Below are 23,024 nucleotides of genomic sequence, written 5' to 3' on the forward strand. Positions count from 1 at the left end.
AACTCCAGCGGCGCCTGACCGCACGCACCACCGGTTGGGAACTGCTGGAAGAACGCCTGGCAACCGCGCAACTGGCCCAGGAAGGGCTCGCCGCGCAACTGGACGCCAGTCGCGATGAGATCAGTGACCTCAGCCAGGCCAATGCCGCCAAACAAGCCGACCTGGCGGCGCTGCGCCGTGAAGTCGAGTTGTTGCAGATCGACCGCGATAACGCCCGCGATGCCGCGCACGCCTGGAACCTCGACCGCAGCGCCAAGGAAACCGAACTGCGTCGCCTTGACGCCTTGGCCGCTGCCCTGAGCGCCGAATTGCGCGAGCAGCAAGAGAGTCATCAGCAACGACTCACCGACCTGCAAGGCTCACGAGACGAACTGCGTGCGCAATTTGCCGAGCTGGCCGGCAAGATCTTCGACGAGCGTGAGCAACGCTTCGCCGAAACCAGTCAGGAGCGGCTGGGCCAACTTCTGGACCCGCTCAAGGAACGTATCCAGTCCTTCGAGAAGCGTGTCGAAGAAAGCTATCAGAACGAAGCCCGTGAGCGCTTTTCCCTCGCCAAAGAGCTTGAGCGCCTGCAGCAATTGAACCTGCGTCTGTCGGACGAAGCCACTAATTTGACCCGCGCCCTCAAGGGCCAGAAAACCCAAGGCAACTGGGGTGAGCTGATTCTTGAGCGGGTGCTGGAGCACGCGGGCCTGGAGAAGGGCCGTGAGTACCAGACCCAGGTCAGCCTCAAAGGCCCGGATGGCGAGCGTTTCCAGCCCGACGTGCTGATCATGTTGCCGGGCGACAAGCAGGTGGTGGTCGACTCCAAGGTCAGCTTGACCGCCTATCAACAGTACGTTGCGGCGGATGACGAGGTGATTGGCCAGGCCGCCTTGAAGCAACACGTGCTGTCCCTGCGTAATCATGTCAAAGGCTTGGCCGGCAAGGACTACAAGCGCCTGGAGGGTTTGCACAGCCTGGATTTCGTCCTGCTGTTCGTACCGATCGAGGCTGCCTTTTCTGCGGCATTGCAGGCCGAGCCCAACCTGTTCCAGGAAGCCTTCGACCGCCATATTGTAATCGTCAGCCCCACGACCTTGCTCGCCACCCTGCGCGTGATCGACAGCCTGTGGAAGCAGGAGCGCCAGAGCCAGAACGCACGGGAAATTGCCGAGCGTGCCGGTTGGCTGTATGACAAGTTCGTGCTGTTTATCCAGGACCTGGACGAAGTGGGCAACCGGCTACAACAGCTGGACAAGGCCTACAGCGCGGCGCGCAACAAGCTGACGGATGGGCGCGGGAACCTGGTCAGCCGTACCGAGCAACTCAGGTTGCTCGGTGCCCGTGCCAGCAAGAGCTTGCCGGCGGATCTGCTGGAGCGGGCGATGACCGATTCGGATGGCGTGGCGCATCTCCCGGAATAAATACGGGGCTAAATTGTAGGAGCGAGCTTGCTCGCGAAAAACTCATAGGCGCCGCGTTTATTCAGGAAACACGCGTTATCATTGACGTTTTTCGCGAGCAAGCTCGCTCCTACAGGGGCAAATGTCTGCTCAATAGCGCCCGCAACGCCGCCGGCTTCACCGGCTTGGCCAAGTAATCCAACCCCGCCCCATGCACCTCGGCAACCATCTCCGGTCGCCCATCGGCACTGATCACTACGCCGGGAATCGGCTCGGCCAGTTGTGCACGCAGCCAGCCCATCAACTCGGTACCGGTTTCGCCGTGGTCCAGGTGGTAATCCACCAACGCCAGTTGCGGGCGGATGCCCTCGGCCAGCAATGCCGCGCATTCGGCCTGATTGGCGGCCGTCCAGACTTCACAGCCCCAGCGCGTGAGCAGGCTGCGCATGCCGATCAGGATGCTGTCTTCGTTATCCACACACAGCACGCGTGCGCCACTCAAGGGCAGGCCGGTTTCTGCGGGCGCCTTGGGTTGCACGCTGGTCTGGTTACGGGCCAGCGGCACGCACACGCTGAAGACGCTGCCTTTGCCCGGCCAGGAGCGCACGCTCAGGCGATGGCCCAGCACGCGGCACAGGCCGTCGGCAATCGCCAGGCCCAAGCCCAGGCCCTTTTCGGCGCGTGTCTGGTGACTGTCCAGGCGCTTGAACTCTTCGAAGATCACCTTTTGTTTATCGGGCGCAATACCAGGGCCGCGGTCCCAGACCTCCAGGCAGAGTTCGCCCTTGCGACGACGTACGCCCAGCAGCACCGGGCCGTCGGCATAACGGAATGCATTGGTCAGAAAGTTCTGCAAAATCCGCCGCAGCAGCTTGATGTCGCTGTCCACTCGCAAACGGCTGCCGCGCCAGCGGAAGCGCAAGTGTTGCTCCTGGGCCAGCGCCTTGAATTCTGCTCCCAGGGTGTCGAACAGCTCGTTGAGAACAAAGGGCTGGCGTTGTGGGTTGATCTTGCCGTTTTCCAGGCGCGAAATGTCCAGCAAATCGCTGATCAGGTCTTCGGCCGAGCGCAGTGAGCTATCCAGATGCTGCACCAACTGCCGTGCCTCGCCGGACAGGCCATCGGTCTGGTGCGAGAGGGCGGCGGAAAACAACCGCGCAGCGTTCAGCGGTTGCATCAGGTCATGGCTCACGGCCGCCAGGAACCGCGTCTTCGACTGGCTGGCGGATTCGGCCACGCCCTTGGCGTCGGTGAGGGCCACGTTCAGTTGCGACAGTTCATGGGTGCGCTCGGTCACCCGCTGCTCCAGGCCCTCGTTGGCCTCGGTCAGCGCTTGTTCGGCTTCGCGGAACGCGGTGATGTCGGTGAAGCTCATGACAAACCCGCCGCCGGGCATCGGGTTGCCGATCAACTCGATCACCCGGCCGTTGGGGAACAGGCGCTCGGAGGTGTGCGCACGCCCCTGGCGCATCCAGTGCAGGCGACGCGCCACGTGCACCTGCGCTTCACCAGGGCCACACAGGCCGCGCTCGGCGTTGTATCGAATGATGTCTGCAATCGGCCGGCCGACGCTGATCAAGCCGTCCGGGTAGTTGAACAGTTCCAGGTAGCGCCGGTTCCAGGCCACCAGCTTGAGCGACTGGTCCACCACGCTGATGCCCTGGGTGATGTTCTCAATGGCACCTTGCAACAGAGCGCGGTTGAACTGCAGCACTTCCGAGGCTTCGTCTGCGATACGGACCACGTCCTCCAGCTGCATTTCCCGCCCTTCAATCGCCGCTTTCACCACCGCCCGCGTCGATGAGGCTCCGAGTACGCCGGCCAGCAAGCGTTCGGTGTGGGCGATCCAATCGTTATCAGCATTCTGGTTGGGGTTGAAGCCTTTGCCCTGGCGATAGGCGAAGCGAATAAAACTCTGCTGGGCCCGTTCTTCCCCGACGAAGCGTGCCGCCAGGCTGAGCAGGTCGCTGATCTGCACCGACAGCATGGAGCGCGCACTCGCACGCTGGCTGATTTCCTGGCCGATAAAACGGCCTGCCTGCCAGTGCTCGGAAACCCGTGTGCGCGACAGCATCGACACCCACACGAAGAGGGTGAAGTTACCTGCCAGGGAGAACACGGTGCCCAGGGTCAGCGAGGTGACCGACAGCCCGAACGGGTGGGAGTGCATCCATGTCAGGCCGGGGAAAAGGTTGAGCGACCAGCCCAGACTTTTCGCCGTCACTGGCAAGACCAACGTGTAGAACCACAGGAAAGTACCGGCGGCCAAACCGGCAAACACCCCACGCCGGTTGGCCTGCTTCCAATAGAGGGCGCCGAGCATCGCCGGGGCCAGTTGGGTCACAGCGGCAAAGGCGATCTGGCCGATGGTCGCCAGGCTGGCGGTGGAGCCCAGCAAGCGGTAGCTCACGTACGCCAGCAGCAGGATGATCACAATGCTCACCCGGCGAACCGACAGCATCCAGTGACGGAAGACTTCGAATGGCCGCTCGGCGCTGGATCGGCGCAACAGCCAGGGCAGCAGCATGTCGTTGGAAACCATGGTCGACAAGGCGATGCTCGCTACGATGACCATGCCAGTGGCCGCCGATGCACCGCCAATGAATGCCAGCACGGCGAGGGCAGGATGGGCCTCGGCCATTGGCAGGCTGATCACATAGGAGTCCGGCAGCACCGAGCCGGGCAACAGCATCTTGCCGCCCAGGGCGATGGGCACCACGAACAGTGCCGCGAGGATCAAATAAGCCGGGAACACCCACTTGGCCAGGCGCAAATCCTGGGGGTCGATGTTCTCCACCACCGTCACATGAAATTGTCGCGGCAGGCAGATGATCGCCATCATGGCGACGCCGGTCTGTACCACCATCGAAGGCCAGTTGATGGTCTCTTTCCAGTATTCCTCAAGGCGCGGGGCGAGCATGGCCTGGCTGAACAGATCGCCGAAACCGTCGTACAAGCCGTAGGTGACAAACGCACCGACGGCGAGAAAAGCGAACAGCTTGACCAGCGACTCAAAGGCAATCGCCAGCACCATGCCGCGGTGGTGTTCGGTGGCGTCGAGGTTGCGTGTACCGAACACGATGGTAAACAGCGCCAATACCAGCGACACAATCAAGGCCGTGTCCTGGGCGCGGGTGCCGGTGGTGTCGGGGCCGGCGCCGATCAGCAGGTTCACGCCCAGCACGATGCCTTTGAGCTGCAGCGCGATATAGGGCAGCACGCCGACCAGGCAGATCAACGCCACCACCACCGCCAGGGACTGGGATTTGCCGTAGCGGGCGGCGATAAAGTCGGCGATTGAGGTGATGTTTTCCTGCTTGCTGATCAGGATCATCTTTTGCAGCACCCAGGGTGCCAGCACCAGCAACAGCACAGGTCCCAGGTAGATCGGCAAGAATGCCCACAGTTGTTCCGCCGCTTGGCCTACGGCGCCGAAGAAGGTCCAACTGGTGCAGTACACCGCCAGCGACAGGCTATACACCCAGGCACGCACGCGCGGCGGCAGCGGCGCATGGCGGCGGTCACCGTAAAAGGCGATGGCAAACATAGTGGCCATATAGGCCAGGGCAACGGCGGCGATCAGCCCGCTGGACAGCGTCATGGTAACTCCGAGCATAAGAACACCCGGGCATTCCAGGCCCGGTTGGACAGTCTCGCATGATGCCTGGTGTTAGTCAGTGTCGACCAAGGTCGTGTGGGATCGAATGTCGCAGGCGGCGCTCAGCGTGGCGGCAGGGTTTTCTGGCGCAGGATGTAGATCGTCACCAGCACCGCACTGGTCAGCATAAAGCCCCGTGCCCATGGCAGTGGTACCAGGTAGCAGGAAATCGAGATGCTCAGCCACATCAAGCCGATGGCGTAGACCTTGCCTTTGAGCGGGATGCCATTGCCGTCGAGGTAATCGCGCACCCAGGGCCCCAGGCGCGGGTGTTCCACCAGCCAGTGGTAGAAGCGCGGGGAGCTGCGAGCGAAGCAGGCGGCGGCGAGTAGCAGGAAGGGTGTGGTCGGCAGTACCGGCAGGAAAATACCGATGACTCCCAGCGCTACGCTTAGCCAGCCGATGGCCAGCAGCGCATAGCGCAGGAGCAGTGGACGGTTGCCCATGGGTTCCACGGGCAAGCGACTCAGTGGTGACGTGGCTTGAGGATCGCCGGTTTTTCGTCAGGCGCGTTGCACAGCAGGTACAGCGCGGTCAGGGCTTCCGGGATCTGCACGATCATGTCGTCCATCAGGTTGGCGTCGGCGGCGATGTCGGAGAACTCTGCTTCCTCTTCGAACAGGCCCGAACCGACCATGATCGGCAGCAGCATTTCGCTGACTTCTTCTTCGGCGGTTTCGAACCAGGCGGCTTCGCGCAGGAATACGCCTTCCATGAAACCGATGCACCAGCCGCGCAGGTCGGAGTCATCCGGATCGTCGCCCAGATCCAGCTCGCACGGCAGCTCGAACTCTTCGTCGGAGGCCAGTTGGCGCGCGATGTGGGCCTTGAGGGCGATCAGGGTGGATTCGATTTCTTCGCGATGGGCGGCGTCGCTGTAATGAGGCTCTTCAGCGAACAGCGCGTCGATCCATTCACGGTCCGGGACGGGGTCGGAGCAGATCGACAGGGCGGTCAGGTAGCCGTGGGCGGCCACGTAGTCCAGCGCCTCGTCATGCAGCTCATCGGCGTCGAGGAAGGCTTGCAGGCGGGTTAGTTGCTCAGCGAAGGACATTGAAGGGCTACCTTGGGAATAAACGATGCTGAATTCTAGGCTTTCTTGAGCGCCCAGGCCAGCCGCACGGCATATTTGCCCGGTTTTAGCCTGGTGCGTCTATTCGTCAGTCGCGCCCTTTGGTGGATAACGCTCGGGTATACTGCCGCGTTTTGTGATGCCCCTGCAGGCCCAGCGCCAATCCGGGAAAACTTCGCTTACGGATTATTTTTCGTGAGTGCGGATATTTTCGGCCAGCCTGTATTGAGGGATTTCGGCACCATTTTGGAGTTTTACATGCTCGAGCAGGCTCAACGCGTCCTCAAGGACATCTTCGGCTACGACAGTTTTCGTGGCCGCCAGGGTGCGATCATTGAGCGCGTGGCCAGTGGCGGCGATGCCCTGGTGCTGATGCCTACCGGTGGCGGCAAGTCGCTGTGCTTCCAGGTGCCGGCGCTGTTGCGCAATGGCCTGGCCGTGGTGGTGTCGCCGCTGATTGCGTTGATGGACGACCAGGTCGCCACCCTTGAAGAACTCGGTGTCGCCGCCGCGTCGTTGAACTCCACCCTCAGCGCCGAGCAGCAGCGCGACCTTGCTGCACGCATCAAACGTGGCGAGGTGAAAATGCTTTACCTTGCGCCGGAGCGCCTGGTGCAGCCACGCATGCTGGCTTTTTTGCAGAGCCTTGAGATCGCTCTGTTCGCCATCGACGAAGCCCACTGTGTGTCGCAATGGGGCCACGATTTCCGCCGCGAATACCTGCAGCTTGGCCAATTGGCAGAACTGTTTCCCGATGTGCCGCGTATCGCCCTGACCGCCACCGCCGACAAGCGCACCCGCGAAGAGATCGTCGAGCGCCTGCATTTGCAGAACGCCGAGCGCTTCCTGTCGAGTTTTGACCGGCCCAATATTTTCTACCGCATCGTGCCCAAGGAGCAGCCGCGCAAGCAGTTGCTGGCGTTCCTGTCCGAGCGGCGTAGTGACGCGGGCATTGTGTATTGCCTGTCGCGCAAGAAAGTCGACGAGGTCGCGGCGTTCCTCTGTGAACAAGGCTACCCGGCGCTGCCTTACCATGCCGGGCTGCCCAATGAAACGCGATCAGCGCACCAGAAACGCTTCCTGAACGAGGAAGGCCTGATCATGGTGGCGACCATTGCCTTTGGCATGGGCATCGACAAATCCAATGTGCGTTTCGTGGCGCACATGGATCTGCCCAAGTCCCTTGAGGCTTATTACCAGGAAACCGGGCGTGCCGGCCGCGATGGCCTGCCGGCGGATGCCTGGATGGTCTACGGCCTGCAAGACGTGGTGATGCTCAAGCAGATGCTGCAGAACTCCGAGGGCGACGAGCGCCACAAGCGCCTGGAGCAGCACAAGCTCGATGCCATGCTTTCGTTGTGCGAAGAGACCCGCTGCCGCCGCCAGACCCTGCTGGCGTATTTTGACGAAGACATGCCTGAGCCCTGCGGCCACTGCGATAACTGCATCGACGGCGTGCAAACCTGGGACGCCACCGAACCGGCGCGCCAGGCGTTGTCGACGATCTATCGCACCGGCCAGCGTTATGGCGTGGGCCATCTGGTGGATGTGCTGCTGGGCAAGGACAACGAAAAAATCCGCAGCTTCGGCCACGAGAAACTTTCGGTGTACGGTGTCGGTAAAGCTCGCGCCGAAGGTGAGTGGCGTTCGCTGTTTCGCCAGATGGTTGCCCGTGGGCTGGTCGACATCGATATCGAAGGCTACGGCGGGCTGCGCCTGAATGACAGTTGCCGGCCGTTGCTCAAGGGCGAAGTGAGCCTGGAACTGCGCCGTGACCTCAAGCCGCAGACCACCGCCAAAAGCAGCAGTACTAGCCAGGCCAGCCAACTGGTGCGGGGTGAAGAACGCGAACAGTGGGAAGCCTTGCGCACCCTGCGGCGCAAACTGGCGCAGGAGCACAGCGTGCCACCCTACGTTATCTTCCCCGACTCCACCTTGCTGGAGATGCTTCGTGAGCAGCCCACCACCATGGCCGAGATGGCCCGGGTCAGCGGTGTGGGCGCGCGTAAACTGGAACGCTACGGCCAGGCCTTCCTGGAAGTGCTCGGCGGCCAGGCCGAAGCGCCGAAGGAAATCGCCGATATTCGCCACGAACTGATCAGCTTGGCCCGTGCCGGCATGACCCCGATCCAGATCGCAGGCCAACTGCAATGCTCGGAAAAAAACGTGTACACCTTGCTCGCCGAAGCCATCGGCAAGCAGCAATTGTCCCTGGAGCAGGCCCTTGATTTACCTGAGGATTTGCTCGGTGAAATCCAGGACGCGTTTCTCGATGGAGAAGGCGAATTGCCAGCTGTCACCGAAATTGCGCCGTTGTTTACCGGGCGTGTTCCGGAAGGCGTTTTGTACTGCGTGCGTGCTGCTTTGCAGTCGGAATTCGAAATTTAGTGTGCCAATTACGACAATGTAACGAATCAGTACATAGCGGGCCTTGCCTACTGACAGGGCTCATGCTTAGCTGACTAATAATTAGCCATACTTTATTTTCAGTCTTAAACATGAGTTTTTTATGCCGTTAACCGATCAACACCGTTTTGGCATGCAGTTGGCGCAAATGTCCCGAGGTTGGCGCGCCGAACTGGATCGCCGGCTGGCGGGGCTGGGCTTGTCCCAGGCGCGCTGGTTGGTGCTGCTGCACCTGGCCCGTTTTGTCGAAGCACCCACCCAGCGTGAATTGGCCCAAAGTGTCGGCGTGGAAGGGCCCACCCTGGCTCGTCTGCTCGACAGCCTCGAGGGCCAGGGCCTGGTGCAACGCCAGGCCGTAGTAGAAGACCGTCGTGCCAAACGTATCCTGCTGTGCGACACCGCCCAACCGTTGATCGACCAGATCGAAACCATTGCCACGGCGTTGCGCCATGAATTGTTCGTGGGCGTGAATGAAGAAGACCTGCGGGTGTGCATGCGGGTGCATGAGCACATCCTGGCGAACCTGGAAAAGTCCTGATCTGCAAAATGTAGGAGCGAGCTTGCTCGCGAAAAACGCCAACGATAACGCGGGCTTCCTGAATAAACGCGGCGTCTGTGGGTTTTTCGCGAGCAAGCTCGCTCCTACAAAAGTCCTTGGCAATCCTTTCCTAGAACGTCTGGCCCAGGTTCAAGTACACCGCCTTCTGATTATCATCATTGAACCCATAGCTGAAATTCAGCGGCCCCAGTGGTGTATCAAACCCCAGGAAAATACTCGCGGCGTTGATATAGCCGCTGTCGAACTCGTTATCGTTGTTCCACGCCCGGCCCCGTTCCAGGGATGCACCCAGGTACAACGGGAAGTCCAGCGGCAGGTAAGAGCGTGGGGTGAGCCTGCGGAAGTACACCGCGCGCATGAGGCTGATGTTCTGCCCCGAAATCGCATCCTGGCGGAAGCCCGACAATTGCCGTGCGCCCCCCAGCAGGAAGCTGGAAATCACCACATCCGAATTATCCAGTGTGCGACCGTAACGACCGCCCAGTATCAAGGTGTCCGGCCCGTGGCTCATGGCCTTGTCCAGCTTGAATTCCCACTGGCGATAGCGCTGGTCGGAGCCCAAACCGGGTTCGAACTCGCGAAAGGCCAGGCCGATGTCTTCGCCGCTGTGGGGGAAGTACACGTTGTCCAGGGAGTCGAAGGAATATTTGAGTTCATAGAAGCCTTCGCTGAAGCTCACGCTCGGCAGGTCGCGGTCGCCAATGCGCACGTCCGCCTTGCCCCAGGCTTCGCCCACGCCAAAGCGGATCTCGCCGCTGTTGCCGATCTGCCGGCCCACATTCAAACCAAAGCCATAGCGTTCCAGGCGGTATTCGGAGATGGGGTCGTTGTCCAGGATCAGCTCGACATTCTGTGCCTCGGCCCTGATATAGGGGGCCACAAAGTAGCGTGAGCCGGTGTCCATGGGCTGGTAGAACTCGCTGTAGAGCTCCTGCCGGTCACCAATCTGCACCCGTGTGAGCCATTCCGCGCCGAGGCGGTTGATGCCGTTCACACGGTAACTGGCGCCGAGGTTGAAGGCGCTATCACCGCGCATGTCATCCGAGAGGTTCAAGCCCAGTCGCAGGTAGTCGGTGCCGCTGCGCTTGCCGCGTGCGCTGATCACCAGGGTGTTGTCCTGGCCCTTTTTCACTACGCGGTATTGCACCTGCTCGAAGTAATCCAGGCCGTACAGGGTGCCCATGTCCGATTGCAGGCGGCCCAGATTCAAAGGTTCTCCCAGGCCCTGGCGAATGTAGTAGCGGATGACGTCATCGCTGACCTTGGAGTCGTTCTCCACCTGGATCGCGGTGATCACCGGGGTGCGTTCGCCCGGCGTGCGCGCGGCTACCAGGTCGGCGTCGATGGGTTCGGCAGGGCGCAGGTGTGCCAGGCGTACGTCGAGGGCACGGGTGGCGCGGTAGCCAGCGTCGATCATGTCCTTGGCGCGGCCAAAGTCGGTGACGCCATACGCGGCCAGCGGTGGTTGGATCAACACATCCTTGGGGTTCAGGGCCTTGAGCTGCTCTTCGGAGTTGCGCCGGGTCATCAGGGTGATGGACTGGTTGAGCACATCCACCACGGTTGCCAATTGCTTGCGCGAGCGTAGCGGGGTGCCGATGTCGACCACGATGGCGATATCGACGCCCATCTCCCGCGCCACATCCAACGGAATGTTGTCGGTCATGCCGCCATCTACCAGCAGGCGGCCATCCAGCTCCACCGGGGCGAACACCGCGGGGATCGACATGCTGGCGCGTATCACCTGGGGCAGGTGGCCTTTGCTGAACACCACTTTTTCGCCGGTGGTGATGTCGGTGGCCACGGCGCGGAATGGGATCGGCAGCTTGTCGAAATTACGTGTGTTGCTGCTGTGGGCGAACATGCTTTCCAACAGCAGTGCCAGGTTCTGGCCCTGGATCACGCCCAGCGGCAGGCCGAGGCTGCCATCGTCGCGGAAACTGAGTTTTTGTTTGACCAGGAAATCCCGGTCATCCTGTTTGCGCCGAAACGGTACGTCTTCACGTGGTGGCGCGTCGGACAGGGCCTGCTGCCAGTCGATACCCAGCGCCAACTTCTCCAGCTCGTCGATCTTGTAGCCTGACGCGTACAACCCGCCAATCACCGCGCCCATGCTGGTGCCGGCAATCGCATCGATATGAATACCTTGCTCTTCAAGCGCCTTGAGCACACCGATATGCGCCAGGCCACGGGCAGCCCCGCCGGACAGCACCAGACCGATTTTCGGGCGGGGGGCTTCTACCGCGTCGGCAAGTAGGGGGACAAGGCACAGGAACAGGCAAGACAGCAGGCGGCGCATCATCAATCTCGTGGCTGGGCGACAAAGGCCGCTATTATAGCCACCCGATTCGCTGAGCCTGTTACGCCAGGAGCCGCTTAATGATGTCTGCATGCAAACCCGAGATCGTTATCACCTATTGCACCCAGTGCCAGTGGTTGCTGCGCGCCGCGTGGCTGGCCCAGGAGCTACTCAGCACCTTTGCCGATGACTTGGGGCGCGTGGCACTGGAACCGGCCACCGGCGGGGCCTTTCGCATTACCTGCGATGGCGTGCAGATTTGGGAGCGCAAGGCCGATGGCGGTTTTCCCGAGGCCAAGGTGCTCAAGCAGCGAGTGCGCGACCAGATCGACCCCCAGCGCGACCTCGGGCATAACGACCGTACCGTCTGAAGTCAGGCCGGCGCCGGTTGCTTGGCCTGGCTGGCGCTGCCCATCAGGCCGGAGAGCACGATGGCGACGATGATCAAGGCGCCGCCCAGCAGCATGCGCAGGGTCGGGGTTTCGGCAAACAACAGCCAGGCCACGGTGATGCCGTAGACCGGTTCCATCGCAAACACCACCGAAGCGGTGCGCGCCTTGATTACGGCAAGGCTGGCGACAAACAGGCTGTGGGCGAGGCCGGTACAAAACACCCCCAGCAGCCCGATCCACAGCCAATCTATCCCTCGCACATCCGCCAACCCCGGCGCGGCCACGGGCAGCAGGCACGCGGCGACCACGACGTTCTGGCACAGCGCGGCCTGTACCGCTGGAATGCGCCCGGAACTGGCGCGATTGTTCAGCGACAACAACGAGAACAACAGGCCCGAGGCGATGCCCCACAGCAGGCCGCCCGTGGCTTCGCTGGCGAGATTGAAATCCGGGGTCACAAGCACCAGGCCAACGGTGACCAGCACCACCAGCAGCACTTCATTGGCCCGAATACGCTCGCGGAAAATCAGCCCCTCAAGGATCACCGTAAAGGCCGGAAAGGCGGTGAACCCCAAGGTCGCCACGGCCACGCCGGCGACTTTGACGGCGATAAAGAACGTCACCCAATGGGCAGCCAACAACACGCCGCTGACCAGCAGCCGGCGCCAGTCACGCATCTCCAGTTTTTTCCAGGGAGCGTTGCTGGCAAAGCGCGCAAAGACCGCCAGCGCCAGCACGGCAAACGCCGCCCGGCCAAATACGATGATGGCGGGGGAGGCCGCCGCCAGCTTGCCGAACACGCCGGTGAGGCCAAACATCAATGCGCCGATATGCAGGGCGCCGAGGGCTGAGCGGGGAGTCATTGCGATCCTTGATCCAACAGGGGGTGACAGCCTCGCAGTCTAGAGGGTTGGCGGGTGGGCGTCTGTCGCGGGTGGGGTGATTTTTAGCGCAAGACTCTTGCTAGCCCGCTCGACGCAATGCACCGGGCGAGGCGCCAAACGCCCGAAGCATGGCCGCGCAAAATGCACTTTGCGAGGCGTAGCCGACGCGCTCGGCAATCTCGCCGATGGGTAGGGAGGTTTCGCGTAAAAGCCTGAGCGCCAAGTGCAAGCGGCGACTGCGTAGATAGTCCATCGGCGTTTGCCCGCACTCCGCCATGAACCGCGCATGCAGGCGCGGCACGGACAAATCGGCAATCCGCGCCAGGTCGGCCACCTGGAGCGGACGCGCCGCATGGCGCTCGATATGGCTATTTAACGCGGCATAAGGCAGACGCCGGCCAGGCAGCGGTTGAGCTTGAGGGTGGTTGAGGCTGGCCAGTAACAACACAGCGCCTTGCTGGACGATCAGCGGGTCGTGCACCGGGCTTTGTGCCAGCCACTGCACTAACTGGTGTTGCCGGGCATCCAGCGCCAGGCGCGCGGGTTGGTCGAGCAAGCGGCGGCTGGCATCGGCATGTTCGCCCAAGGATTGCACCACCCAGTGCTCGGTCGGCACATCCAGCACCAGGCAGCGGCTGCCATCGCGGCTGATGCAGGCGTGGTGGGCGGAGAAGGGCAGCACCATCACGCTGCTTTCGCGTACCTGGCTGCCACGGCCATCGACTTCCAGGTCCAGGTGCCCGGAAAGGCCGAACACCAACTGCGCATGGTCATGGCTGTGGGCAATGGGCGCTTCGAGGTAGTGGCGTAGCGTGAGGGTCGGGCTCATCGCGGTCTCCAGGGCGGCAAGCCGTCAGTCTACAACGCTTGGCGGGCCGCGCGCGCTGTCATCAGACTGACGCACGCTTGTCATGGGCTATTAATCGCCAAGGCGCAAGCTCGCCAAAACAGCGTCGAGGGATGCCCATGACCCGTGCCGAGTTCACCAAGCCCAGCCGCAAGCAACGGGTGCGAACCCTGTGGATTTCCGACGTGCACCTGGGCACTCGGGATTGCCAGGCCGAGCATCTGTCGCACTTTCTCAAGGGCTACCACGCCGACAAGGTCTACCTGGTCGGTGACATCATCGACGGTTGGAAACTGCGCGGCGGCATGTATTGGCCTCAAGCCCACACCAACGTGATCCGCCGCTTGCTGACCATGGCCAAGCGTGGCACCGAGGTGATCTATGTCACCGGCAATCATGACGAGTTCCTGCGTCGCTATTCCAAGCTGATCCTGGGCAATATCCAATTGGTCGATGAGGCTGTGCACGTCACCGCCGATGGCCGCCATTTGCTGGTGATTCATGGCGACCAGTTTGATGTGATCACGCGCTATCACCGCTGGCTCGCTTTCCTCGGCGACTCGGCCTACGAGTTCACCCTGACGCTGAACCGCTGGCTGAACCACTGGCGTGCGCGGTATGGCTACGGTTATTGGTCGCTGTCGGCGTACCTGAAACACAAGGTCAAGACGGCGGTGAGTTTTATCAGCGATTTCGAAGAGGCGATTGCCCACGAGGTGACCAAGCGGGAATTGCACGGGGTGGTGTGCGGGCATATTCACCATGCCGAGATTCGCAAGGTGGGCGAGGTGGATTACCTCAACTGCGGGGACTGGGTGGAGTCGTGCACGGCATTGATCGAGCACTTGGATGGGCATATCGAGTTGTATCGGTTGGCGGATGCGCAGGCTAAAGAGGCACTGCTAAAGGCCGAAATGGTCGCTGGCTGAACCTGTGGCGAGGGAGCTTGCTCCCGTGACGGCCTGACAGCCGACGCTGATCTACCTGACACCCCACGATTCAAATGTGGGAGCGGGCTTGCCCGCGATGGCGGCGGGTCAGGCAATTAATCTGCAACTGAACCACCGCCATCGCAGGCAAGCCAGCTCCCACAGTTAATCCTGTTGCTTCAGTTGGAGACGTCAGCAATGGCTTGAGCCAGCAACGTCAAGCGCGTCGCATCAACCCCAGCCACGTTAGCCCGCCCCGAACTGACCATATACACACTGTGCTTCTCGCGCAGTTGCTTGACCTGCTCGGCACTCAAGCCGGTATAGGAAAACATCCCACGTTGCGCGCCGATATGCGCAAAGCGCTCGGCCAGCCCATGGGGCACAAGCGCTTCCACCAACCCGGAACGCAAATGGGCGATCCGCGAACGCATGGCCTCGACTTCCTCGCTCCACTGCTTTTTCAGCTGTGCATCACCGAGGATGGTCGCCACCACGGCGGCACCGTGATCCGGCGGTGTCGACCACAGGTTGCGAGCGATATTCGCCAGTTGGCTGCGTACATCGGTGAGCTTTTCGGCATCCGCCGCACAGACGATCAATGCACCCACGCGGTCGCGATACAGGCCGAAGTTCTTCGAGCAGGAGCTGGTGATCAGCACTTCCGGTAGCTCGGCGGCAAACAGGCGCACCGCCCAGGCGTCCTGCTCCAGGCCATCGCCAAAGCCCTGGTAGGCGAAGTCGATCAGCGGCAGCAACTGGCGTTCACGCACGATCTGCAAGACCTGGCGCCAGTCATCCTGGGACAGGTCAAAGCCGGTCGGGTTATGGCAGCACGCGTGCAGCAATACCACGTCGCCCTTGGGCACGCTGGACAGGGTCGCCAGCATCGCCGTCACATCCAGGCGGTTGTCGCTGCCCACGTAAGGGTAATGGCTGACCTTGAGCCCGGCCTTGGCAAAAATGGTTTCGTGGATCGGCCAGGTCGGGTTGCTCAGCCACACGCCACGGCCCGGCAGGCTGTGGGCGATAAAGTCGGCACTCAAGCGCAGGGCGCCGGTGCCGCCTGGGGTTTGTGTGGCGCCAGCGCGGCGGTCACGCAGCAAGGCCGAGTCGGCGCCTAGCACCAGTTGGCTGATCAGGCTGCCGAAGGCTGCATCGCCATGGCCACCGATATAGGTCTTGGTCACTTGCGTGTCTACCAGGCGCTGTTCCGCCAGTTTCACCGAGTGAGGAATCGGCGTCAGGCCTTGGTCGTCTTTATAGACCCCTACGCCCAGGTCGAACTTGTTCGGGTTGGCATCCTGGGTATACAGGTCCATCAGCCCTAGGATCGGGTCGCCGGGCACGCGGTCGATGGCATCGAAATGCATTACTTGCGGCCCTCGGCGGTCTTGGCCACTTCGTCGGTGCGCGCGGCCATGATGAAGTCGTTGCGGTGCAGGCCCTTGATGGAGTGGCTCCACCAGGTCACGGTGACTTTGCCCCACTCGGTGAGCAGGCCTGGGTGATGGCCTTCGGCTTCGGAGATTTCACCCATGGCGTTGGTGAAAGCCAGGGCAAATTTGAAGTTCTTGAACAGGAAAACCTTTTCCAGCTGCATCACGCCGTCGCGCACTTCGATGTTCCAGTCAGGGATCTGCTTGATCAGCACCGGCAGTTCTTCATCGCTGACTTGCGGGGCATCGGCGCGGCAGGCTTCGCAGTGGGCTTGGTTCAAGGTGGTCATGGAAGGTGTCCTGAATTCGAATGATTGAAGGTCAGTGGCGTTACCCTAAAGCAACGCGGGGCCAGGGAACAGACTCACCTGGCCTTAAAACGCAAGGTTCACGCGGCTTTGGGCTTGGGTGGGAATTTCGGTGCGTGCAGACCCAACTGCATACCGCGCTCCACCATGCCCATGATGTCCTCCTGCGCCACGTCGAACAGGCGCTTGAGCTCGGGCAATACGAAGTACAAAGGTTGCAGGATGTCGATGCGATAGGGGGTGCGCATCGCTTCCAGCGGATCAAAGGCCTGGTGCTCGGGCTCGTCCGACAGGCAATACACACTTTCTTTAGGCGACGACAGAATGCCGCCACCGTAGATACGCCGGCCCTGGGGCGTGTCCACCAGGCCGAACTCGATAGTCATCCAGTACAGGCGCGCCAGGTACACCCGTTGCTCCTTGGTGGCCGCCAGGCCGAGCTTGCCGTAGGTGTGGGTGAATTCAGCGAACCAGGGGTTGGTCAGGAGCGGGCAGTGGCCAAAGATCTCGTGAAAAATATCCGGCTCTTGCAGGTAGTCCAATTCTTCACGGGTGCGAATAAAAGTCGCCACCGGAAACTGCTTGCTGGCCAGTAATTCAAAAAAGGTCTGGAAGGGGATCAGCGCCGGCACGCGGGCGACTTGCCAGCCGGTGGTGTCGGCCAGCACCTTGTTGATTTCGCCCAACTGGGGAATGCGGTCCAGAGGCAGGCCGAGCTTGTCGATACCGTCCAGGTATTCCTGGCAGGCGCGGCCCTCGATCACTTTCAATTGGCGAGTGATCAGGGTGTTCCACACCGCATGTTCTTCTGGCGGGTAGTGGATAAAACCTTGCGCATCGGGCTCGCGGGCCACGTAGTGCGTCTGCTTCATACGGCTCTCCTGCTAGGCATTCGTTCTTGTTATGTCCTGGGATGCTCCTATTGATAACCGGATAGGCGCCGGATTCCATCAGCCTTAACGGACTGGTGTAGGAAAAATTACCGATTATCGTAAAGTATTCGTTACGACAGGCCCGCTAGTCGCAGCTATGGGCTGGGAAAAGCCACCGCGCTGTCACATAATCTTGACGACTATCTGCGCCCAGCGACAAAAAGCCGCGGCGTCTACTCCCTTTTCGAGTCTTTCCATGCGTATCAAAGTGCACTGCCAAAACCGCATCGGCATCCTGCGGGACATCCTCAACCTGCTGGTGGAGTACGGCGTCAACGTCGCCAAGGGCGAAGTCGGCGGCGAGCACGGCAATGCCATCTACCTGTTCTGCCCCAACCTGGTGAACATGCAGTTCCAGGCGTTGCGCCCGCAGTTCGAGGCGATTGCCGGAGTGTTCGGGGTCAAGCGGGTAGGGCTGATGCCCAGCGAGCGGCGGCATATGGAACTCAACGCATTGCTCGGCGCCCTGGAATTCCCGGTGCTGTCCATTGATATGGGCGGCTCCATCGTGGCCGCCAACCGTGCGGCGGCGCAGTTGCTTGGCGTACGGGTAGATGAAGTGCCGGGGATTCCCCTGTCGCGTTATGCCGAGGATTTTGACCTGCCGGAACTGGTGCGCGCCAGCAAGTCACGAATCAATGGCCTGCGGGTCAAGGTCAAGGGTGACGTATTTCTGGCGGACATCGCGCCCCTGCAATCCTCCGAGCACGATGACAGTGAAGCCATGTCCGGCGCCGTGCTCACCCTGCACCGTGCCGACCGTGTCGGTGAGCGTATCTATAACGTGCGCAAGCAAGAGCTGCGCGGTTTCGACAGCATCTTCCAGAGCTCCAAGGTCATGGCCGCAGTGGTACGTGAAGCGCGACGCATGGCGCCGCTGGATGCGCCACTATTAATAGAAGGCGAAACCGGCACCGGCAAGGAGCTGTTGGCCCGGGCCTGCCACTTGGCCAGCCCGCGCGGGCAGTCGCCGTTGATGGCGCTCAACTGCGCGGGGTTGCCCGAGTCGATGGCCGAGACCGAACTGTTTGGTTATGGCCCCGGCGCATTTGAAGGGGCGCGGGCGGAAGGTAAGTTGGGCCTGCTTGAGCTGACGGCGGGCGGTACCTTGTTTCTGGATGGCGTGGGAGAAATGAGCGCGCGCTTGCAGGTCAAGCTGCTGCGCTTTCTGCAGGACGGTTGTTTTCGCCGGGTGGGCAGTGATGAAGAGGTGTACCTGGACGTGCGGGTGATCTGCGCGACCCAGGTAGATTTGTCGGAACTCTGCGCCCGGGGTGAGTTTCGTCAGGACCTTTATCACCGGCTGAATGTGCTGTCTTTGCATATTCCGCCGTTGCGCGAATGCCTGGATGGCCTCGCGCCGTTGGTCGAGCACTTTCTCGATCAGGCCAGTCGGCAGATCGGTTGTCCTCTGCCCAAGTTGGCCCCCGCCGCTATGGACAAGCTCAGCCACTACCACTGGCCGGGCAACGTGCGGCAGCTGGAAAACGTGCTGTTCCAGGCGGTGTCGTTGTGTGAGGGCGGTACGGTCAAGGTTGAGCATATTCGGTTGCCGGATTATGGCGTGCGTCAGCCGCTGGGCGATTTTTCCCTGGAGGGTAGCCTGGAGGATATCGTCGGGCGCTTTGAAAAGGCGGTGTTGGAAAGCCTGTACGCCGAACACCCGAGCAGTCGCCAGTTGGGCAAGCGCCTGGGGGTGTCGCACACCACCATTGCCAACAAACTGCGTGATTACGAAGTGCTCAAGGCCGATCGTAGTTAAAACGGTGGGAGCTGGCTTGCCGGCGATAACGGACTGTCAGTTGGCATATCAGTGCCTGCCCAACCGCTATCGCAGGCAAGCCAGCTCCCACATTGGTTTGGTATTGCCCACGGAATCAACGCCCAGCATCAATCCTCTGTGGGAGCGGGCTTGCCCGCGATGGCGGCGTGTCAGTCAATGAATCTGTGACTGAACCACCGCTATCGCAGGCAAGCCAGCTCCCACATTGGTTGGGTATTGCCCACGGCATCAGCGACCGGCATCAATCCCCTGTGGGAGCGGGCTTGCCCGCGAAGGCGGCGTGTCAGTCAATGAGTCTGTCACTGAACCACCGCTATCGCAGGCAAGCCAGCTCCCACATTGGTTGGGTATTGCCCACGGCATCAGCGCCCGGCATCAATCCCCTGTGGGAGCGGGCTTGCCCGCGAAGGCGGCGTGTCAGCCAATGAGTCTGCACTGAACCACCGCTATCGCAGGCAAGCCGGCTTTGATCTGTACCGGATTTAAGGCCGGTGTTTGCCGCAGGCGGCAGTAGTCCGCCGTTTTTTCGACTGTTTCTCCCTTCACTTCTTTCAGCTACTACACGAAACCCCTGCCCCGCCTGGACTTTAGCCTCTTTTAAAAAGTTGGTTCGCAAATTGCTTAAGCCTCCTCAGTACAGCGGTGGGCGGCAAGCGTCCGTCAGAAAGAGGATAGAGCGTGGACAAGTACCTTTATGTGGCAATGACCGGCGCCAGCCAGAATGCACTGGCGCAGAAGGCCCATGCCAACAATCTGGCGAACATTTCCACCAACGGTTTCCAGCGCGACCTGGAGCAGGCGCGTTCGATGCCGGTGTTCGGTGACAGCTTTCCGGCGCGGGCGTTTGCCATGACCGAACGTCCGGCTACCGACTTTTCACCGGGCGCGATGATCGAGACCGGTCGCGACCTGGACGTAGCCGTCAGCGGCGACGGCTGGATGGCGGTGCAGACCCCCGATGGCGGCGAAGCCTACGTGCGCAGCGCCAGCATGAACGTGGATGCCCTGGGTGTGCTGCGTGCCGGCAACGGTATGCCGATCATGGGCAACGGTGGCCCGATCGCCGTGCCGCCCCAGCAGAAAATCGAAGTGGGTTCGGACGGCACCATCAGCATCCGTGCCATGGGCGAAGGTCCGCGGGTGATGGCGGAAGTGGACCGTATCAAGATGGTCCAGCCTGACCTCAAGAACATGACCAAGGGCCTGGACGGCACCATCCACACCAAGGATGGCCAACCGGCCCAGGCCGACGCGAACGTGCGGCTGACCTCGGGTTTCCTGCAGGCGAGCAACGTCAATGCCGTGGAAGAAATGACCGCAGTGCTGGCGCTGGCCAAGCAGTTCGAGCTGCACATCAAGATGATGAACAGCGCAAAAGAAGACGACCAGGCCATGACGCGCGTCATGCAGATGAGCTGATCCAAGCCCATTAACTAATTTGCAACGCAGCGCCAACCATCCGGCGCACGAAGGAGAACAGCATGCTTCCGGCTCTATGGGTTGCCAAGACAGGCCTGTCCGCCCAGGACACCAACCTGACGACCATTTCCAACAACCTGGCAAACGTGTCGACCACGGGCTTCAAACGTGACCGCGCCGAGTTCCAGGACTTGCTCTATCAGATCAAGAAGCAACCGGGCGCCCAATCGACCCAGGACAGTGAACTGCCGTCGGGCCTGCAACTGGGGACCGGTGTGCAGATCGTCGGCACCCAGAAAAACTTCAGCGCCGGCAACCTGCAGCAAACCGGCCAGCCCCTGGACATGGCGATCAACGGCCGGGGCTTTTTTCAAGTGCTGCAACCGGATGGCACCACTTCTTACACCCGTGACGGCACCTTCCACCTGGACTCCAACGGCCAGATCGTGACCGCCAACGGGTTCGCCCTGGAGCCTGCTGTCGTGGTGCCGCCCGACGCCAAGACCTTCACCGTCGGCAACGACGGCACCGTGTCCATCACCGTCGCTGGCAACCCAGCGTCCCAGGTGATCGGCAACCTGCAAACCGCCGACTTCATCAACCCGGCCGGCCTGCAGGCCATGGGCAACAACCTGTTCCTGGAAACCGCCTCCAGTGGCGCGCCGCAAATCGGCACCCCTGGCTTGAACGGCTTCGGCACCACGCTGCAAAGCACCCTGGAAACCTCCAACGTCAGCACCGTTGAGGAGATGGTCAACATGATCACCACCCAGCGCGCCTACGAGATGAACTCCAAGGTGATTTCCACCGCCGACCAGATGCTTTCGTTCGTTACGCAGAATCTGTAATCAGTCTATGGGGCGCCCTTGAGGGTGCCTGCAACACCGTGAGGTTAGGGTCATGAATCGCTATGTTTGTGTGTTGGCATTGAGTGGGATCGCCGTGCTTGCGGGCTGTGTCGCCCCCACGCCAAAGCCCAATGACCCGTACTACGCGCCGGTGTTGCCACGCACGCCGCTGCCGGCGGCGGCCAACAATGGCTCGATCTACCAGGCCGGTTTCGAGCAGAACCTGTACAGCGACCGCAAGGCGTTCCGGGTCGGTGACATCATCACCATCACCCTGAACGAGAAGACCCAGGCCAGCAAGAACGCCAACTCGCAGATCGGCAAGAACAGCAAGACCAGCATCGGCCTGACCTCGCTGTTCGGCGGCGGCCTGAACACCAACAACCCGCTGGGCAGTGGTGACCTGAGCCTGGACGCCGGCTACAGCGGCGACCGCGCCACCAACGGCAAGAGCGCGGCCGGGCAGGGCAACAGCCTGACCGGTTCGATCACCGTGACCGTCGCCGATGTATTGCCCAACGGCATCATTGCCGTGCGCGGTGAAAAGTGGATGACCCTCAACACCGGCGACGAGCTGGTGCGCATCGCCGGCATGGTCCGCGCCGATGACATCTCCACCGACAACACCGTGCCGTCGACGCGCATTGCCGATGCACGCATTACCTACTCGGGCACCGGCTCGTTTGCCGATGCGAGCCAGCCGGGCTGGTTCGACCGCTTCTTCCTCAGCCCGCTGTTCCCTTTCTAGGTGGCCATTTTGAAGTTCAAACAGCTGATGGCGATGGCGCTTTTGCTGGCCTTGAGTGCTGTGGCCCAGGCCGAGCGCCTGAAGGACATCGCCAGTATTTCCGGCGTGCGCTCCAACCAGTTGATCGGCTATGGCCTGGTCGTGGGGCTCAACGGCACGGGTGACCAGACCACCCAGACGCCGTTCACCCTGCAAACCTTCAATAACATGCTCTCCCAGTTCGGCATCAAGGTACCGCCAGGCTCGGGCAACGTGCAGTTGAAGAACGTCGCGGCGGTGTCGATCAGCGCCGATCTGCCCGCGTTCGCCAAGCCTGGGCAGGTGGTGGACATTACCGTGTCGTCCATGGGTAACTCCAAGAGCCTGCGCGGCGGCACCTTGCTGATGACGCCGCTCAAAGGTATCGACGGCAACGTCTACGCCATCGCCCAGGGCAACCTGGTGGTCGGCGGTTTTGACGCCGAAGGCCGCGACGGCTCGAAGATCACCGTCAACGTGCCGTCGGCCGGGCGTATCCCCGGTGGCGCCACGGTTGAACGCACCGTGCCGAGTGGTTTCAACCAGGGCAACAGCCTGACCCTGAACCTCAACCGCTCCGACTTCACCACCGCCAAGCGCGTGGTCGACAAGATCAACGACATGCTCGGCCCTGGCGTGGCCCAGGCCATCGACGGCGGCTCGGTTCGCGTCACTGCGCCTTTGGACCCAAGCCAGCGCGTGGACTACCTGTCGATTCTGGAAAACCTTGAAGTGGACCCCGGCCAGGCCGTGGCGAAAGTCATCATCAACTCGCGCACCGGCACCATCGTGATCGGCCAGAACGTCAAGGTCTCGCCAGCGGCGGTAACCCACGGCAGCCTGACGGTGACCATCACAGAAGACCCGATCGTCAGCCAGCCTGGGCCGTTGTCCGGTGGCCAGACTGCCGTGGTCCCACGCTCGCGGGTCAATGCCCAGCAAGAAGCCAAGCCGATGTTCAAGTTCGGCCCCGGCACCACCCTGGATGAGATTGTCCGCGCGGTGAACCAGGTGGGCGCTGCGCCCGGCGACTTGATGGCGATCCTCGAAGCTTTGAAGCAGGCCGGCGCGTTGCAAGCCGACCTGATCGTGATCTGA

The 23,024-nt window shown here is 61.6% G+C and carries 19 protein-coding genes; 10 read left to right on the forward strand and 9 right to left on the reverse strand.

Translation table 11 applies throughout. From position 1 onward, the window contains the following. Nucleotides 1-41 precede the first annotated feature (41 nt). A complete protein-coding gene (rmuC, locus tag FXO12_RS27355) occupies nucleotides 42-1,406 on the forward strand; it encodes a DNA recombination protein RmuC (protein ID WP_169918249.1) in 1,365 nt (454 codons plus the stop codon). A gap of 109 nt (nucleotides 1,407-1,515) precedes the next feature. Here the strand turns inward: rmuC and FXO12_RS27360 are convergent, their stop codons facing one another. The 3 genes from FXO12_RS27360 to FXO12_RS27370 form a co-directional block, all read right to left on the reverse strand. Further along, on the reverse strand, nucleotides 1,516-4,986 hold the full coding sequence (locus tag FXO12_RS27360) for a PAS domain-containing hybrid sensor histidine kinase/response regulator (protein WP_057976928.1): 3,471 nt from the start codon (nucleotides 4,984-4,986) through the stop codon (nucleotides 1,516-1,518). A gap of 119 nt (nucleotides 4,987-5,105) precedes the next feature. Then, nucleotides 5,106-5,489, reverse strand: a complete 384-nt coding sequence (locus FXO12_RS27365; RefSeq protein WP_019818414.1) for a YbaN family protein — start codon at nucleotides 5,487-5,489, stop codon at nucleotides 5,106-5,108. A gap of 20 nt (nucleotides 5,490-5,509) precedes the next feature. Next, a complete protein-coding gene (locus tag FXO12_RS27370) occupies nucleotides 5,510-6,097 on the reverse strand; it encodes a YecA family protein (RefSeq protein ID WP_034128344.1) in 588 nt (195 codons plus the stop codon). Nucleotides 6,098-6,373: 276 nt separating this feature from the next. Between FXO12_RS27370 and recQ the strand changes: the two genes are divergently transcribed. Together recQ and FXO12_RS27380 are read left to right on the forward strand one after the other, a co-directional pair. After that, nucleotides 6,374-8,503, forward strand: coding sequence for a DNA helicase RecQ (gene recQ / locus FXO12_RS27375; RefSeq protein ID WP_014719373.1), 2,130 nt, complete (start codon nucleotides 6,374-6,376; stop codon nucleotides 8,501-8,503). 121 nt (nucleotides 8,504-8,624) lie between these two features. Beyond that, complete coding sequence (locus FXO12_RS27380; RefSeq protein ID WP_003193007.1) at nucleotides 8,625-9,059, forward strand: MarR family transcriptional regulator; 435 nt, start codon at nucleotides 8,625-8,627, stop codon at nucleotides 9,057-9,059. Nucleotides 9,060-9,189: 130 nt separating this feature from the next. Here FXO12_RS27380 and FXO12_RS27385 read toward each other — a convergent pair whose 3' ends face one another. Beyond that, nucleotides 9,190-11,379 carry a patatin-like phospholipase family protein gene (locus FXO12_RS27385; RefSeq protein WP_034126768.1) on the reverse strand — a complete coding sequence of 730 codons (2,190 nt, stop codon included), beginning with the start codon at nucleotides 11,377-11,379 and terminating at the stop codon, nucleotides 9,190-9,192. 83 nt (nucleotides 11,380-11,462) lie between these two features. Here FXO12_RS27385 and FXO12_RS27390 point away from each other — a divergent pair, with 83 nt between their 5' ends. Continuing rightward, on the forward strand, nucleotides 11,463-11,750 hold the full coding sequence (locus FXO12_RS27390; protein ID WP_014719371.1) for a SelT/SelW/SelH family protein: 288 nt from the start codon (nucleotides 11,463-11,465) through the stop codon (nucleotides 11,748-11,750). A 2-nt stretch (nucleotides 11,751-11,752) separates the two neighbouring features. Here FXO12_RS27390 and FXO12_RS27395 read toward each other — a convergent pair whose 3' ends face one another. After that, nucleotides 11,753-12,634, reverse strand: a complete 882-nt coding sequence (locus tag FXO12_RS27395; RefSeq protein WP_054898654.1) for a DMT family transporter — start codon at nucleotides 12,632-12,634, stop codon at nucleotides 11,753-11,755. A 100-nt stretch (nucleotides 12,635-12,734) separates the two neighbouring features. After that, nucleotides 12,735-13,484 (reverse strand): AraC family transcriptional regulator, encoded by a 750-nt coding sequence (locus FXO12_RS27400; protein WP_054898653.1) that lies wholly within the window; start codon nucleotides 13,482-13,484, stop codon nucleotides 12,735-12,737. A gap of 137 nt (nucleotides 13,485-13,621) precedes the next feature. Between FXO12_RS27400 and FXO12_RS27405 the strand changes: the two genes are divergently transcribed. Beyond that, nucleotides 13,622-14,431 carry a UDP-2,3-diacylglucosamine diphosphatase gene (locus tag FXO12_RS27405; RefSeq protein ID WP_057976930.1) on the forward strand — a complete coding sequence of 270 codons (810 nt, stop codon included), beginning with the start codon at nucleotides 13,622-13,624 and terminating at the stop codon, nucleotides 14,429-14,431. A 179-nt stretch (nucleotides 14,432-14,610) separates the two neighbouring features. On the opposite strand, the gene FXO12_RS27410 is transcribed toward FXO12_RS27405, so the two are convergent. The 3 genes from FXO12_RS27410 to phhA form a co-directional block, all read right to left on the reverse strand. Next, nucleotides 14,611-15,804: an amino acid aminotransferase gene (locus FXO12_RS27410; RefSeq protein ID WP_034126772.1), complete on the reverse strand. Its 1,194-nt coding sequence runs from the start codon at nucleotides 15,802-15,804 to the stop codon at nucleotides 14,611-14,613. After that, nucleotides 15,804-16,160 (reverse strand): 4a-hydroxytetrahydrobiopterin dehydratase, encoded by a 357-nt coding sequence (locus FXO12_RS27415; RefSeq protein ID WP_003192995.1) that lies wholly within the window; start codon nucleotides 16,158-16,160, stop codon nucleotides 15,804-15,806. Before FXO12_RS27415 ends, FXO12_RS27410 begins: the two co-directional genes overlap by 1 nt. Nucleotides 16,161-16,258: 98 nt before the next feature. After that, on the reverse strand, nucleotides 16,259-17,050 hold the full coding sequence (phhA, locus tag FXO12_RS27420) for a phenylalanine 4-monooxygenase (RefSeq protein ID WP_003192992.1): 792 nt from the start codon (nucleotides 17,048-17,050) through the stop codon (nucleotides 16,259-16,261). Between the two features lie 256 nt (nucleotides 17,051-17,306). Here phhA and FXO12_RS27425 point away from each other — a divergent pair, with 256 nt between their 5' ends. The 5 genes from FXO12_RS27425 to FXO12_RS27445 all read left to right on the forward strand — a co-directional run bounded on the left by FXO12_RS27425 (nucleotide 17,307) and on the right by FXO12_RS27445 (nucleotide 23,024). Further along, nucleotides 17,307-18,872, forward strand: coding sequence for a sigma-54-dependent transcriptional regulator (locus FXO12_RS27425; RefSeq protein WP_060772685.1), 1,566 nt, complete (start codon nucleotides 17,307-17,309; stop codon nucleotides 18,870-18,872). Nucleotides 18,873-19,571: 699 nt separating this feature from the next. Continuing rightward, nucleotides 19,572-20,312 carry a flagellar basal body rod protein FlgF gene (locus tag FXO12_RS27430; RefSeq protein ID WP_003192988.1) on the forward strand — a complete coding sequence of 247 codons (741 nt, stop codon included), beginning with the start codon at nucleotides 19,572-19,574 and terminating at the stop codon, nucleotides 20,310-20,312. Nucleotides 20,313-20,374: 62 nt separating this feature from the next. Continuing rightward, complete coding sequence (gene flgG, locus FXO12_RS27435) at nucleotides 20,375-21,160, forward strand: flagellar basal-body rod protein FlgG (protein ID WP_003192986.1); 786 nt, start codon at nucleotides 20,375-20,377, stop codon at nucleotides 21,158-21,160. Nucleotides 21,161-21,212: 52 nt separating this feature from the next. Then, nucleotides 21,213-21,908, forward strand: a complete 696-nt coding sequence (flgH, locus tag FXO12_RS27440; protein ID WP_014719364.1) for a flagellar basal body L-ring protein FlgH — start codon at nucleotides 21,213-21,215, stop codon at nucleotides 21,906-21,908. 6 nt (nucleotides 21,909-21,914) lie between these two features. Then, nucleotides 21,915-23,024: a flagellar basal body P-ring protein FlgI gene (locus FXO12_RS27445; RefSeq protein WP_161793221.1), complete on the forward strand. Its 1,110-nt coding sequence runs from the start codon at nucleotides 21,915-21,917 to the stop codon at nucleotides 23,022-23,024.

It is taken from the genome of Pseudomonas sp. J380 (genome assembly GCF_009827115.1).
Classification (GTDB): domain Bacteria; phylum Pseudomonadota; class Gammaproteobacteria; order Pseudomonadales; family Pseudomonadaceae; genus Aquipseudomonas; species Aquipseudomonas paracarnis.

What these genes read in the sequence shown, in the direction of transcription:
- recQ (WP_014719373.1), top strand. Translation starts at nt 6,374, where the DNA reads ATGCTCGAGCAGGCTCAACGCGTCCTCAAGGACATCTTCGGCTACGAC.
- FXO12_RS27400 (WP_054898653.1), bottom strand. Translation starts at nt 13,484, where the DNA reads ATGAGCCCGACCCTCACGCTACGCCACTACCTCGAAGCGCCCATTGCC.
- FXO12_RS27425 (WP_060772685.1), top strand. Translation starts at nt 17,307, where the DNA reads ATGCGTATCAAAGTGCACTGCCAAAACCGCATCGGCATCCTGCGGGAC.
- FXO12_RS27365 (WP_019818414.1), bottom strand. Translation starts at nt 5,489, where the DNA reads ATGGGCAACCGTCCACTGCTCCTGCGCTATGCGCTGCTGGCCATCGGC.
- FXO12_RS27410 (WP_034126772.1), bottom strand. Translation starts at nt 15,804, where the DNA reads ATGCATTTCGATGCCATCGACCGCGTGCCCGGCGACCCGATCCTAGGG.
- FXO12_RS27405 (WP_057976930.1), top strand. Translation starts at nt 13,622, where the DNA reads ATGACCCGTGCCGAGTTCACCAAGCCCAGCCGCAAGCAACGGGTGCGA.
- FXO12_RS27390 (WP_014719371.1), top strand. Translation starts at nt 11,463, where the DNA reads ATGTCTGCATGCAAACCCGAGATCGTTATCACCTATTGCACCCAGTGC.
- FXO12_RS27360 (WP_057976928.1), bottom strand. Translation starts at nt 4,986, where the DNA reads ATGACGCTGTCCAGCGGGCTGATCGCCGCCGTTGCCCTGGCCTATATG.
- flgG (WP_003192986.1), top strand. Translation starts at nt 20,375, where the DNA reads ATGCTTCCGGCTCTATGGGTTGCCAAGACAGGCCTGTCCGCCCAGGAC.
- FXO12_RS27415 (WP_003192995.1), bottom strand. Translation starts at nt 16,160, where the DNA reads ATGACCACCTTGAACCAAGCCCACTGCGAAGCCTGCCGCGCCGATGCC.
- FXO12_RS27385 (WP_034126768.1), bottom strand. Translation starts at nt 11,379, where the DNA reads ATGCGCCGCCTGCTGTCTTGCCTGTTCCTGTGCCTTGTCCCCCTACTT.
- FXO12_RS27395 (WP_054898654.1), bottom strand. Translation starts at nt 12,634, where the DNA reads ATGACTCCCCGCTCAGCCCTCGGCGCCCTGCATATCGGCGCATTGATG.
- FXO12_RS27370 (WP_034128344.1), bottom strand. Translation starts at nt 6,097, where the DNA reads ATGTCCTTCGCTGAGCAACTAACCCGCCTGCAAGCCTTCCTCGACGCC.
- FXO12_RS27380 (WP_003193007.1), top strand. Translation starts at nt 8,625, where the DNA reads ATGCCGTTAACCGATCAACACCGTTTTGGCATGCAGTTGGCGCAAATG.
- flgH (WP_014719364.1), top strand. Translation starts at nt 21,213, where the DNA reads ATGAATCGCTATGTTTGTGTGTTGGCATTGAGTGGGATCGCCGTGCTT.
- phhA (WP_003192992.1), bottom strand. Translation starts at nt 17,050, where the DNA reads ATGAAGCAGACGCACTACGTGGCCCGCGAGCCCGATGCGCAAGGTTTT.